Annotated in this window: 11 protein-coding genes and 1 riboswitch; of the genes, 5 read left to right on the top strand and 6 right to left on the bottom strand. The window is 47.3% G+C overall.

The genetic code is table 11. The annotated features are described in order from the left end of the window. Nucleotides 1-118: 118 nt before the first annotated feature. Complete coding sequence (gene pulA / locus H065_RS0113045; RefSeq protein ID WP_017813514.1) at nt 119-3013, bottom strand: type I pullulanase; 2895 nt, start codon at nt 3011-3013, stop codon at nt 119-121. A 396-nt stretch (nt 3014-3409) separates the two neighbouring features. Then, a complete protein-coding gene (gene map, locus H065_RS0113040; RefSeq protein WP_017813513.1) occupies nt 3410-4156 on the bottom strand; it encodes a type I methionyl aminopeptidase in 747 nt (248 codons plus the stop codon). Nucleotides 4157-4498: 342 nt separating this feature from the next. Between map and H065_RS27905 the strand changes: the two genes are divergently transcribed. Continuing rightward, on the top strand, nt 4499-4669 hold the full coding sequence (locus H065_RS27905; protein WP_017813511.1) for a hypothetical protein: 171 nt from the start codon (nt 4499-4501) through the stop codon (nt 4667-4669). A 162-nt stretch (nt 4670-4831) separates the two neighbouring features. Here H065_RS27905 and H065_RS0113025 read toward each other — a convergent pair whose 3' ends face one another. From H065_RS0113025 to gcvH, 4 genes are all read right to left on the bottom strand, one after another. Next, the gene (locus H065_RS0113025; RefSeq protein ID WP_017813510.1) at nt 4832-5344 is read right to left on the bottom strand and encodes a GNAT family N-acetyltransferase; all 513 of its coding nucleotides are present in this window, start codon (nt 5342-5344) and stop codon (nt 4832-4834) included. Nucleotides 5345-5425: 81 nt separating this feature from the next. Further along, nucleotides 5426-5959, bottom strand: coding sequence for a DUF2569 family protein (locus H065_RS0113020; protein WP_017813509.1), 534 nt, complete (start codon nt 5957-5959; stop codon nt 5426-5428). Nucleotides 5960-6167: 208 nt separating this feature from the next. Continuing rightward, nucleotides 6168-7013, bottom strand: coding sequence for an SDR family oxidoreductase (locus H065_RS0113015; RefSeq protein WP_017813508.1), 846 nt, complete (start codon nt 7011-7013; stop codon nt 6168-6170). A gap of 465 nt (nt 7014-7478) precedes the next feature. Next, the gene (gene gcvH, locus H065_RS0113010) at nt 7479-7871 is read right to left on the bottom strand and encodes a glycine cleavage system protein GcvH (RefSeq protein ID WP_017813507.1); all 393 of its coding nucleotides are present in this window, start codon (nt 7869-7871) and stop codon (nt 7479-7481) included. A gap of 181 nt (nt 7872-8052) precedes the next feature. Continuing rightward, nucleotides 8053-8150: riboswitch (glycine riboswitch) on the top strand. Between the two features lie 272 nt (nt 8151-8422). On the opposite strand from gcvH, the gene gcvT reads away from it, so the two are divergent. The 4 genes from gcvT (at nt 8423) to H065_RS0112990 (ending at nt 13643) form a co-directional block, all read left to right on the top strand. Beyond that, on the top strand, nt 8423-9538 hold the full coding sequence (gene gcvT, locus H065_RS0113005; protein ID WP_017813506.1) for a glycine cleavage system aminomethyltransferase GcvT: 1116 nt from the start codon (nt 8423-8425) through the stop codon (nt 9536-9538). A gap of 79 nt (nt 9539-9617) precedes the next feature. Further along, nucleotides 9618-10973: an aminomethyl-transferring glycine dehydrogenase subunit GcvPA gene (gene gcvPA, locus H065_RS0113000; RefSeq protein ID WP_017813505.1), complete on the top strand. Its 1356-nt coding sequence runs from the start codon at nt 9618-9620 to the stop codon at nt 10971-10973. Beyond that, nucleotides 10970-12505, top strand: coding sequence for an aminomethyl-transferring glycine dehydrogenase subunit GcvPB (gene gcvPB, locus H065_RS0112995; protein WP_017813504.1), 1536 nt, complete (start codon nt 10970-10972; stop codon nt 12503-12505). Before gcvPA ends, gcvPB begins: the two co-directional genes overlap by 4 nt. Before the next feature lie 586 nt (nt 12506-13091). Next, nucleotides 13092-13643, top strand: coding sequence for a GNAT family N-acetyltransferase (locus H065_RS0112990; protein ID WP_017813503.1), 552 nt, complete (start codon nt 13092-13094; stop codon nt 13641-13643). Nucleotides 13644-13694: the final 51 nt, after the last annotated feature.

Below are 13694 nucleotides of genomic sequence, written 5' to 3'. Positions count from 1 at the left end.
GGTTGGTTATGATTTTAACAGGAACAGTCCATGATTTCCACAACCAATGCACCAGATCACTGGATCGGCTTCGACAAAAGGACAAAAAGCCGCCCAATTCAGGGCGGCTCTGTTCTGATCAGCCGGTTGGTTCAATATCAAACTCAGGATCGCCGCTCTTGATAACCACTTTCATCGTATCCTGTTTGGTATCAACAAAAATATAACGATCGGTATCAATATCTTTGGCTTGCCATTCCTTGAGCCGGATAATAAATCCGATATTGGTCTCATCAGGAGCAATCAGAATATTTGCAATCGCACGACCATTCTCTACACGTTCAAAATCCACCTGACGGTGACCGAGTACCGATCCCCATACCCATAGATTCCAGCCGCGGTAATCCTGATTCGGACGTTCGTATTCGACTTCAATACTGCGAGGTACATAAGGCATAACTTCTACAAACCATTGGGCTGTTGCTTTGCCCGAAGTAACGGTAATTTTGGTCTTGCCCGGGTGAATACCGCGGACTACACCATCTTTGTTGACGCGGGCGATACGCTTGTCGCTGGAATTCCAGGTCAGCTTGGGACGCGCAATCGGACGTCCGTACTGATCAAGAACATCTGCTTTGAGGCGCATTCTTTTACCAATGTATACCTGATGTTCTCCTTGCAGATTAACCATATGCGGCACCAATGTTTCTACATGCAGCAGCAGGCAGCTCTCTACATTTCCACAGGATACACAGATCGTACTGGAACCTTCGCTCAGTGCTTTCATTTGTCCGTCAGAGCGAACCGAGACGACCTTGTCATTGGAAGACTGATAGCGCACACGCTCCGCTGTATAGATCCGTCCCCGCTGATCGCGAGGTACTACTCTCAGATGCAGCTTTTCACCGGGTTCCATAATGCTTGGTGTATATTCCCATTCCAGACTCGCCGGAATAGGCTTGTACTGATCTTCTTCATCGAACAGCACCATCATTGATAATGGCGCCACCAGTACTTCTCCACCCAGCACCGAGGCAAGTGGATGTACACCTGCTGCGCGATCATTGACGACAACCTGCCATTGGCGGCTGAATTGTGGCAAAGTCACCGATTGTTCGGTAGTAGCCGAATTATAGATCACGATAATATGGCGCCATATATCGCCATGCGCATACTCACCCAGCTGGAAGGCCACAACTTGCTGGTCACTGCGCAGCACACGAAGATTCTTTTCCACTTCCTTACGGTCGCTCATACGGAATGCCGGATGGCTCATCCGCAGCTGGATCAGTCCCTGATAATAATCGAATACCTGCCGGAAACGCTGCTTGTTGCTCCAGCGGATCGCATTGATCGCGTCAGGGCTTCGGTAGCTGTTATGATCACCATATTTGCTGCGTAGCAGCTCATCGCCTGCGTGGATAAAAGGAATCCCCTGGCTGGTCAATACGATACCATTGGCCAGAATAGAACGGCGTACCCACTCTTGATCCATTACATGCTCGGGATCAATATATTTATAAGGATCCGCTTCTTGTACGGCTGCTGCTACATCGCGTCCATCAGGCAATCTGCCATTGTCCATATGCAGGAATGACAGCTCTTTCTCCGCTCCGCTTACACGTACAATTTTATCCCACAAATTCAGATTGTCATGGGCAGTTACATAGTTGATACTCTCGCTTGGATGATCCGTAAAGTCACCAATAGAGCCGTAGATGCCTTTGACCAGATCACCTTCCTTGCCAAATTCACCAGTAGCAAAACCACGAGTGTCATCATCGCTTCCACCCTTGATTGCACTGCGGAAGTTATCATTAAATAAAGCGAACCCCTTGCCGCGCTGGGCACCTTTGAGCGTCTGCTGCGGCAGCGGCGACCAGCCACCTGTCCACGGCTCGCCATAGATCAGGATACATGGATCGATATCCCGGCGCAGCTCCTGAGTCAGCTGGGTAACTGTCTCGGTATCGATCAGTCCCATGAGGTCAAAACGAAATCCATCCAGATGATATTCCGTTGCCCAGTAACGAAGCGAATCCTTGATATATTTGCGTACCATTGGACGCTCGGTAGCAATCTCATTGCCCACGCCAGAGCCATTGGTCAGTTGTCCACGCTCATCGGTACGATAGAAATAGCCCGGAATCAGACGGTCAAACGGACCATCGTCCACCGAAAAAGTATGATTATACACTACATCCAGTACAACACGCATACCTTCGCCATGCAGTGCCTGTACGACTTTTTTGAATTCACGGATACGCGATGTCGGATCCCATGGATCGGTTGAATAAGCACCTTCCGGTACATTGTAATGCTGCGGGTCATAGCCCCAGTTATATTTAACCTGCTCGGAATTCGGATCATCCACAGTCAGTTCATTGACTGTCTGGAAGTCCGCAATCGGAAGCAAATGCACATGCGTAATACCCAGCTCACGCAGATGGTCTATCCCGATACTATTGCCATACTCATCACATAGTCCGGTTTCGGTAAAAGCAAGAAATTTACCTTTGTGCTGGATCGGCGCTTCGGAATCCACCGAGAAATCCCGTACATGTAATTCATAAATGACTGCATCCGTCAGGCTTGCCATCGGCGGACGAATATCATTTTCCCAACCCTCCGGATCCGTCTTGCGCAGATCTACAATAGCAGTACGCTGTCCATTCGGCGAGACTGCACGGGCATAAGGATCCACAGCATATTCTACACTGCCATCCCGGAATTCTGCCCGGTACATATAATATTTGCCGGCCAGATCGCCATCATGATGCAGTACCCATACGCCGCCTTCTTCCGATTCCATCGGGATCTCCAGACCACCGGTGTGATCATGAACCAGACCTTCATGGTCATACTCCCCAGGCTCATTATACAAGGCCAGATCCACACGCACTGCATCCGGTGTCCACACCTTGAAAATGCTGTGCTGCGGCGTGTATTGAATGCCCAAATCATCTATATCATAAAAGTAGTCAGTCGCAATATCCATATTACGGGTCAGCGAGTGATTCATTTTATCCAGCATATTATTCACCACCATTTACATAGACTTTTGTATTCTGTATTTATTCACGATTGAAGAATCTATTTCTTTCTCTATCGGTTTATTAACCCATACGGCGAAGTTATTCATCTATTTTATTCATCGGAAATTTTGTCTAATTTTTGAAGGTTTTGTAAAACTTTAGTCCTATATCTTTTCGATTGGATATGGGAAAGAAGGAATATCTATCCAATGCAATCGTTAGCATAGAAGGATATAGTCGTTTTTGGGTTTTATAATTCTATACAGGTATATGCTTATGATTTGAATTATTATTACCGCAAATTACCTCATTTGAATAAAAAATTACAATTTTGAGTTTCCTCCGGGAATATAAGAAGCAGCTGCGGAATTATTCCACAGCTGCTTCTCCGTTTTTTATTGCTCTGTGAGAATAATAGGGCCATCGGCCGTAATCGCAATGGTATGCTCGTACTGGGCAGACAGTGTACCGTCGGCTGTTCGTGCAGTCCATCCGTCCTGATCGACAGTCATGCGATACGTTCCCTCATTGATCATTGGCTCAATGGTAAATACCATCCCCTCTTTGAGGCGGGGTCCTTTGCCGGCTTGCCCGATGTGAGCAAAGCTTGGCTGCTCATGCAGATTCCGTCCGATGCCGTGTCCCAGCAGATCGCGCACCACGCCGTAACCATGACTCTCGGCATGCTGCTGAATGACAGAGGTCACATCTCCCAGACGGTTGCCAGACACGGCCTGTTCGATGCCCATATACAGACATTCCCTGGTCACCCGCATCAGCTGCTCGGCAGCCGGGGATACCTGACCGACAGCATAACACCAGGCAGAATCGCCCAGCCAACCGCCATATTCGGCGACAATATCAATTTTGAGTACATCGCCTTCCTGCAAAGGCTGACGGCTTGGAAATCCGTGAGCAATGACATCATTGACCGAGGCACAGGTCTCGTATTGAAATCCGTTGTATCCATTTGTGAACTGCTGACCACCCAATTTCTTGATATGCTTTTTCACAAAATCATTGATCTCCATTGTGGTGATGCCTGGCGCAATCATCTGTGCCAGATGACGATGGCAGTCAGCTACGATCCGGCTCGCTGTTTTCATTTCTTCAATTTCTTTGGCTGATTTCAGTATAATCATGGATATAGACTTCCTTTCGTAATCGACAATCCCATTCTGGAGCAGATGAGAAAGATAATATGATTGTTATTATCTAATTTACAATATATGGAATTTATTTGTTGTGACAACTATTTGTTTATATAGAGCATGAAGATTAGGATGGAACAGATATCGAGATCAGGCTATGAAGATATCTATATGCTCTTTTTCTATACATACGAAGCTGCTTCAGCAGCTATCACTATCTATTATATAGTAAACCTAACTTTCGGTTTGAGCAACTGGTCGCATATCCAGCATTGAAACCTTAGGTACGTATTATCGTATAACAACTATTCTCTTTGGAAAGGAGCTGTTAGGATGCGTACTCTGATTCGCATAGGCAAATGGATGTTATTCGCTCCCCTGATACTACTCGCTGGACTGCTCAATCTGGATGACTATGTACTACTTTTAAAAGACATTATTCGCGACAAGCAGCAGCATGAAGGTCAACCACTATACAATCAGATTGAAAAAGTCCATAGCTGACGTGCAGTCGCAGCTTGTAAAGGTATCGGTCTGCGCCAGCCTCACAACATTTTTCGTATGAGAACGAACTTGTTATAGGAATACAGCTACATACAAAACCGCCTGTCCCCAAAAGGAACAGGCGGTTTTGCTGTTTTACCTATTTATACTCGAACTGTACCGTCAAGCGTCCAGACGCTTGCCCAGAATAGCCAGATGGCGCTCGACTCCATCGAGAATGGCTACACGCGGCAGATGACCCCAATCCTCGAAACCGAATTTGCGCAGCAGACTGAGACTCGGATCATTATGGGCAAATACGAATCCAAGCAGTGTATGTATATGCAGCGCCGGAGCCTGCTCAATCGCATAGCTGACCAGCTTGCTGCCAATACCTTTTCCCTGAAAATCATTATGCACATAAACGCTCAATTCTACAGTTCCATTATAAGCAGGACGTCCATAAAAAGTCTGCAGACTCGCCCATCCGGCAATCTGTCCTTCCTGCCACAGTACCCAGAGCGGGCGGCGTTCCGGTACATGCTCGTCAAACCAAGCCTGACGGCTCTCCACCGTGACCGGTTCGGTATCGGCTGTTGCCAGACGCGCTGGAATGGAAGCATTGTAAATCTCTACGATTGGCTGCAGATCCTCCTGCCGGGCAATCTTGATTTCATAGGAAACAGCATTGTTCAAGGGTATCACTCCTGGAATTTATTTTTATCTACGATACCACCTGAATGCTGATTCGTCTATTCCCTCACCCGGGAGCAGAATTTAACGAATAAATGTGTTTTTGACACGTACCGAACGTGTAAAGTACATATTCCATGCCAGTGTTAATACGGCTCCCCAGATCATCGAAGCTACCATGCCCGATGTAGGCGGCACCACGAAAAAGGCGATAACAGCAAAAGCCAGACTAAGAATCAGATACATTCTGGCCAGTCGCGGGAATGACTTTTTGTGTGTATACAGCAGTACCATCATCAATACCAGCAGCACAAACTGGATTATCGCTACAATCAGCTCATACACCGACAGCGACTGCAGATTATCTCCATACATGGACAGCACAGAGCGTACTTCCTCCGGAAGCGCATCTTCGTTGGCTGCCAGGAACAACACCGCTATGTAGGTAGGAATCGATACCAGTGCTATAAACAGGCTCCAATACATATAGATCTGGAACACGACCAGCCAGCCACCGAGACCGACCAGCGGAGGACGTGGGCCCGGTGGCTGGGGTGCACCATAGGGCGGATGTTCACGTTCATGGTCATTCGGATTAGGCGGATAATTATTATTCATTTTTTCGTACCTTCTTTTCTCTGAAAATTAGCATCAGTCCCTGATGCCGCAACAACATTCTTATTCAGTCTACCACAGGTTCCAGAAGAATCACATTTTAACTCTTACTATGGATGGGGTGATTATGATCTGATTTCCCCGGTATTCACCAAGTCGATATATGGTAAATGTCAGAGTATACATAGGGTATAGATTCAGCTGCAGATTTTTACAGACCCACCTGCTGTTCGCTCCATGTCCACAGCCGCTCGGCTTCCTGCTGATCTTCCGCTTTGGAGCGCAGGGGATGCAGCTGTTTACGGTAATAATAAGCACCCGATTTGCTCTCTACCGACGCATCATCTGCGAGGAAAATCGCTGTCTCCGCTCCCTGCTCCGGCGTTTGGAAAAACGGCATATGGGCGACTGAAGCGAGGATTCGTTTGCCAAAACCGGTCTCCCGGTCTATTCCGATACTGGTAGCTACTGCCCCAGGATGCAGACTGTTAACTGTTACCGAAGTTCCTTCCAGCCGCTGGGCCAGTATGCGGGTAAAATAAATATTGGCTAATTTGGATTGCGCATAGGCTTTGATAACATTATAGCCACTGTGAAGATTGGGGTCTTCCCAATGAATTTTGCCCAATTTGTAAGCTCCCGAGCTGACGACCACAATACGTCCTGCTTTGGCTTGCTTCAGGCTGTCCAACATCAGATGGGTCAGCAGGAAATGTCCCAGATGATTCACTCCGATACTCATTTCAAAGCCGTCGGATGTCTCTTTACGTTTGAGGTTAACGACTCCGGCATTATTAAGCAGTACATCCAGATAATCGTAACGCTTGTTATACTCTTCTGCAAAATGACGGATGGTCGCAAGTGATCCCAGATCGCATTTCATCAACGTAATATTGTCGGATCCGCTCTCCTGACGCGCCTGGTGTAGCGCTTGTTGGCCGCGTTCTTCATTGCGACAGCCCATAATTACTTCATGTCCACGCCGGGCCAGTTCGATAGTTGCTGCCAGACCCATGCCGGAATTGGCGCCTGTAATGAATATCCGCTTTGCGTTCATCGTATTCCTCCTGTTGGGTTTATTCTTTTAAATAAACGTCAGGAGACTTTTTCACGCATATGCAGGAGGACGTACCGGATATCCTTGCTAACCAACATGCATCCTGTCCTAGACTGTATCCTGGATAACGACCTGTACAGCAAAAAGCACATTACACCAAAAAGATGGCCTGCTTGATGAGCGGCAGACAGCAGACAAGCTTGGCTGCCCCAGAATAGCTGTATGCTATCCCAGCTACAGTATGCAAGCTGCTGGATCTCTTTTTGCGTAATGTGCTTGTACGTAATGTGTTCGCAGTTGAAATACACTTTATCCAGGAAACAGATATGATATCCATTTTCGGATAAGTATTGGTTCTGTAAAGGTTATATGTATGGTTGACTGTTAATCCTGTACCTGCAGTGACTCATCTACAGCCAACTATACAAGAAATAAACATGCTATCACCATCTGTTGGCCGACCGATTAATCCTGAGCGTGCTCGGCGTAGGCTTTGGCATCCATCAGTTTGGATAACGCACTTTCCAGATCACCGGTAACTTTCAATTCGATCATCCATCCGCGTCCATAAGGGTCGGAGTTAACCAGTTCAGGCTCGGTTTCCAGATCCGCATTGAACGTAACGACCGTACCTGCCAGCGGACAGAACAACTCCGATGCCGTTTTGACAGATTCAACTGTTCCTACTTCTTCATCAGCAGCTACTTCGCGTCCTGCTTTTGGCAGCTCTACAAATACGATATCTCCCAGTTGGTGCTGGGCAAAGTCGGTAATGCCGATACGTACCGTGTCTTCGTTAATACGTTCTACCCATTCGTGCTCTTCACTGTACAACAATTGGTCTTTGATCTCACTCATTGTCCTATTCCTCCGATTCATGTCATGATTTGGTTATGATGCCACAAGCGTATAGTAAGGAAGATTACGCTGTCAAGAGTCTTGACATCCCTCTATGAATCAAGTATTAATATAATATACATACATTTTTAACATTCTTATTACTGAATGTTCGGAAATACATAACATAATATGTGAGCGGATGAACGTACAGGGAGAGACTGCCACCAGCACCAGGGCAGCGCCGAAGGAGTAAGCCGTCAAGGTGAATCTCTCAGGCAAAAGGACCTGTACTGGACGCGGCTCTGGAGAGAATCCGACGGTTATGAACAGCTATCATAATCATACCTGAGCGGATCACCAAAGGGGAAACTTATATCGGCTCTGTGCTTTTATGAGGAGTATAGCATACCACAATGGATTATGCTGTATGATCATTACGCATCGGATGAATAAGGTAACTCTCAGGTACCAAGGACAGGGAGGAAAAGGAAAATGCGGGCGATGCCTGTTTATTTCCTGATCCTCTCTGTTTTTTGTTTTTATCAAATAAACCATGAGGTGAATCATTCATGACTACAGAACTCAAGCGTACACCGCTATATCCGTTATATGCTGCATCCGGTTCTCCACGCTGCATTGATTTTGGCGGTTGGGACCTGCCTGTCCAGTTTACAGGTATTCAAAAAGAGCATGAAGCCGTTCGCGAACAAGCAGGACTATTCGATGTTTCCCATATGGGTGAGGTTATGATCAGCGGCAACGGATCACTAGCTTATCTGCAAAATATGCTTACCAATGATGTATCCCGGTTGCAGGACGGTCAGGCTCAGTACACACTAATGTGCTATCCGACTGGTGGAGTCGTGGATGATTTACTCGTGTACCGATTGGGCGAAGAACATTATATGCTCGTTATCAATGCCTCCAATATCGACAAAGACATCGAATGGCTGGAGAAGCATTTACCGGAAGGTGTAACCCTGAAGAACATTTCCGAGCAGACTGCGCTGATCGCTCTGCAGGGTCCGCTGGCCGCCAGTATTCTGGCCAAAGCAGCTGGCAGTGAAGTGTACAGCAATATCCCCGGTTTTTCCTTTATTGCCGATGCGGAGCTCTTTGGTGCCAAAGTAATCCTGTCCCGTACCGGCTACACCGGTGAAGACGGCTATGAGATTTATGCTCCTGCCGATCAGGCAGGTCAGATCTGGACCGGACTGCTGACAGCAGGTGAACCGGATGGACTCGTTCCATGCGGACTAGGAGCACGGGACACACTCCGCTTTGAAGCCAAGCTGCCGCTGTATGGCCAGGAGCTGTCTGCAGATATTACACCGCTGGAAGCTGGTCTTGGTTTCTTTGTAAAACTGGATAAAGGTGAATTTATCGGTCGCGATGTGCTGCTGAAGCAAAAGGAACAGGGGGCTCCCCGCAAGCTGGTTGGCGTGGAAATGATCGATCGTGGTATTCCCCGCTCCCATTATCCCGTATTCCTGGAAGGTCGCCAGATTGGCGAAGTCACTACCGGTACACAGTCTCCTACTCTCAAACGCAATCTGGGACTGGCTTTGATTGAAGCCGAACATGCTGTTATCGGAACTGTCATCGAGGTAGAGATTCGCGGCAAAATGCTCAAAGCCGAAGTGGTCAAGGCTCCTTTTTATAAAAGAAAGCCGGTAACTGTCTGATTGTTCGCTTAAGTATTCTTCACACTGAACATCTTTCCCCATTATCCGGCAGCCTGATCTGCCGAAAGGAGTATATACAATGAAATTGCATCGCTATATTCCGATGACGCCGCAAAATGAAGCCGATATGCTGGCTGTTGTCGGCGCGTCATCCATCGAGGATCTGTTCAAAGATATTCCTGCAGCTGTCCGTTATCAGGGTACGCTGCCTATGTCGGAGATGCTGGACGAGTATGCACTCACCCGTCATATGGGACAACTGGCTGGGCGTAATGCCGATACCGATCGTTATACGAGCTTCCTTGGAGCAGGCATTTATGATCATCATGTCCCATCGGTCATCAACCATGTAATTTCCCGCTCCGAATTCTACACCGCATATACTCCATATCAACCGGAGATCAGCCAGGGCGAGCTACAGGCGATTTTTGAATTCCAGTCCTATATCTGTGAACTGACCGGAATGGCTGTAGCCAATGCGAGTATGTACGATGGAGCAACTGCTCTGGCAGAAGCCGCTTCACTCGCAGCTTCCGCAACCGGACGGACCAAGATTGTCGCTTTCTCCACAATTCATCCGGAAGCACGCGCTGTTGTACGCAGCTATGCACGCGGTCTGAATCTGGAAGTAGTTGAAGTTGCCTATGGTGACGGAGTAACGGATATCAGCGCACTCGCCGAAGTACTGGACGATCAGACAGCAGCTGTACTGGTACAATCCCCGAACTTCTTTGGTGGTATTGAAGGTATACGTGCTGCTGCAGATCTGGCTCATGAGAATGGTGCTCTGCTCGTTGTCAGTACCAATCCAATTTCACTCGGACTGCTGGAAGCACCGGGCAAGCTCGGAGCCGATATCGTAGTCGGTGATGCACAACCGCTTGGTATCTCCATGTCTCTCGGTGGCCCTACCTGTGGATTCTTCGCTGTATCGCAAGCACAGATGCGCCGTATGCCTGGACGAATCGTCGGCCAGACGAAAGACCGTGATGGCAAGCGCGGCTTTGTACTAACGCTACAGACCCGTGAACAGCATATCCGCCGTGACAAAGCGACTTCCAATATTTGTTCCAACCAGGCGCTGCTTGCCTTGTCTGCCTCGGTCTATATGTCGATTATGGGCAAACAAGGCATGATCGACGTCGCAGATCTGAATATTCAAAAAGCCCACTATGCTGCACAGAAACTGTCTTCTGTAGCTGGTCTGAAGCTGACATTCCAGTCCCCATTCTTCAATGAATTCGTGATTACTCTGCCGGAAGGCACCTCTGCTGCCGAGCTGAATCTGAAGCTGCTGGAGCAGGGCGTTATCGGTGGATATGATCTGGGTCTATCCTATCCGGAATTATCCGGTCACATGCTGTTTGCCGTAACGGAAAAGCGTACCAAATCCGAGATTGATCAATTGGCTACCCAACTGGAGGCATCCCTATGACAAACGAAACGGTAACGACAACCAATACAGATACTCCGTCTACAGCTACAGCATCCAATGAATTGATTGGTGCAGTAATCAAGGAAAAAGCACTGATCTTCGAACTCAGCCAGCCTGGACGGGTCGGCTACTCTCTGCCAGAATGTGATGTTCCTCGCGTAGAGACCAGTTCGGTAATTCCTCAGGAGATGCTGCGTAGTGAAGCTGCTGCCCTGCCGGAAGTATACGAAGTCGATGTCATCCGTCACTATACCGAGCTGTCCCGCCTGAACTTTGGTGTGGATAACGGATTCTACCCGCTCGGTTCCTGTACGATGAAATATAACCCCAAAATCAATGAAGATGTAGCCCGTTATGCCGGATTCGCCAAAATTCATCCGTATCAGCCGGAGATCAGTATTCAGGGTGCACTGGAGATGCTGCATACCCTGCAAAACGATCTGGCGGCTCTGACCGGTATGGATGCTGTAACCCTGCAGCCTGCAGCCGGAGCACATGGTGAATGGACCGGTCTGATGATGATTCGTGCCTATCACGAAAAACGCGGTGAGCATCGAACCAAAGTCATCGTGCCTGATTCTTCGCACGGTACGAACCCGGCAAGTGCCACTGTAGCCGGATTCCAGACCATTACTATTCCTTCGAATGAAAAAGGGCTGGTCGATCTGGAAGCTCTGCGTGCAGCCGTTGGACCGGATACAGCAGCGCTGATGCTGACCAACCCAAATACACTGGGACTGTTCGAAGAACAGATTACCGAGATTGCTCAAGTTGTGCATGAAGCTGGCGGTCTGCTCTATTATGATGGAGCCAACTCCAACGCGATCATGGGAATTACCCGTCCAGGCGATATGGGCTTCGACGTTGTCCATCTCAATCTGCACAAGACCATGAGTACCCCGCATGGCGGTGGTGGTCCAGGTGCTGGCCCTGTTGGTGTGAAAAACAAACTGCTGCCATTCCTGCCGGAGCCGGTCGTTGAGAAAAAAGAAGATGGAAGCTACACACTACGCTCCGGTTCACCGGATTCAATCGGACGGGTCAAAGCCTACTATGGCAACTTTGGTATCCTGGTGCGTGCGTACACGTATATCCGTACCTACGGTCCGGAAGGTCTGCGCCGGGTATCCGAATGTGCTGTACTGAACGCCAACTATATGATGCATCGCCTCAAAGATCACTACATCATGCCATATGACAATGTATGCAAGCACGAATTCGTGATGTCCGGTAAAGGATTGAAGCAGTATGGCGTACGTACTCTCGATGTTGCCAAACGACTACTCGACTTTGGCTACCATCCGCCTACCGTCTACTTCCCGCTTAATGTGGAAGAATGTATTATGATTGAGCCGACCGAGACGGAAAGCAAAGAAACACTGGATGCTTTTATCGACACGATGATCCAGATTGCAAATGAAGCTAAAGAAACACCGGAATTGGTAATTAATGCACCATACACGACGGTGGTCAAACGTCTGGATGAAGCAACTGCAGCACGTAAGCCGGTACTCAACTGCGCTTGCAGTTAATTCCAGAAGATTTCAGGATGCGTTATTGTAAGGGCAGCTTCACTATGCCCGAGATGGTGTTTATTAGAAAAGATAATATTTATCGCATGGGATCATGTTGATGATATAAGCTCATGTTGATCATAAAAGACAATATTAAGTGTAAAAGATATCCGTATCCTTTTATATGATTACTATGATCCATAAAAAATACGAAGGAGCTTATCATGATGATAAGCTCCTTCGTATTTATGTTCTCTACCGACTTTACTACATCATTTCCTTAATATACTTTCTTGAGGTATCTGCTGGTCTACCCAGATTGATTCCTTAATGTATCATACCTTGTCTATCCATACTGGAAATAGTCATACAAGCTTTCTTTTCAACCCCATGTACTAAATACATAGAGTTCATCAACAACTACCTATCATTGTGCATTGAACGGCTATTTGTTTATGACCACAAGAAAGCTACCCAGCAGTTGAAAGATCGTTTTTTAAAAGCTATACTCAAAACAATTCCATACGTACTCTACATAGGAATTGTAACTGGAGCATAAGCTCAGATCGAGAAATTCCATTTCATCCCGCACAGGAGGACAATCATGATTTATAGAAATGCTACTATCGAGGATATCCCTGCTATCGCAGAATTACAACAAAAATACCATGTCACCACCATCAGCGAAGAAGACAAACCACATGGCTTTGTTACCACGCTCTTTACAGATGAGCAATTTCAGGAATTGATTGAAAAAGAAAATGGTATCACTATCGCCTGTGATCAGAATAAAGTCGTTGCTTACGTCATGGCAGCTTCTTGGGAATACTGGTCCAAATGGCCTCTTTTCCAACATATGATCGGTGATCTACAGCACACCGAGTACAAAGGTAAGGTGCTATCTACCGAAAACAGCTATCAATATGGACCGATCTGTATCGATACCGAATACCGGGGCACAGAAGTACTTAAAAAGGTTTTTGAATTCTCTAAAACACAAATGAGCCAAAGATACCCGATCCTGATCACTTTTATCAATCATATCAATCCAAGATCCTACGCTGCACACACCCAGAAGCTTGGCCTCGATGTGATCAAAAGCTTCGAGTTCAACAATAACAACTACTATGAACTAGGCTGCCACACATCGAATTGATTTAACATTCAAGCAATTCGATTTCTGCAAACCGACTCCGATGAGATGCGA

Origin of the sequence: Paenibacillus shenyangensis, from assembly GCF_000346635.1 — a bacterium.
Classification (GTDB): domain Bacteria; phylum Bacillota; class Bacilli; order Paenibacillales; family Paenibacillaceae; genus Saccharibacillus; species Saccharibacillus dauci.
Note: the sequence above shows the minus strand (reverse complement) of the source record. Positions and strands in the feature narration are given on the sequence as shown.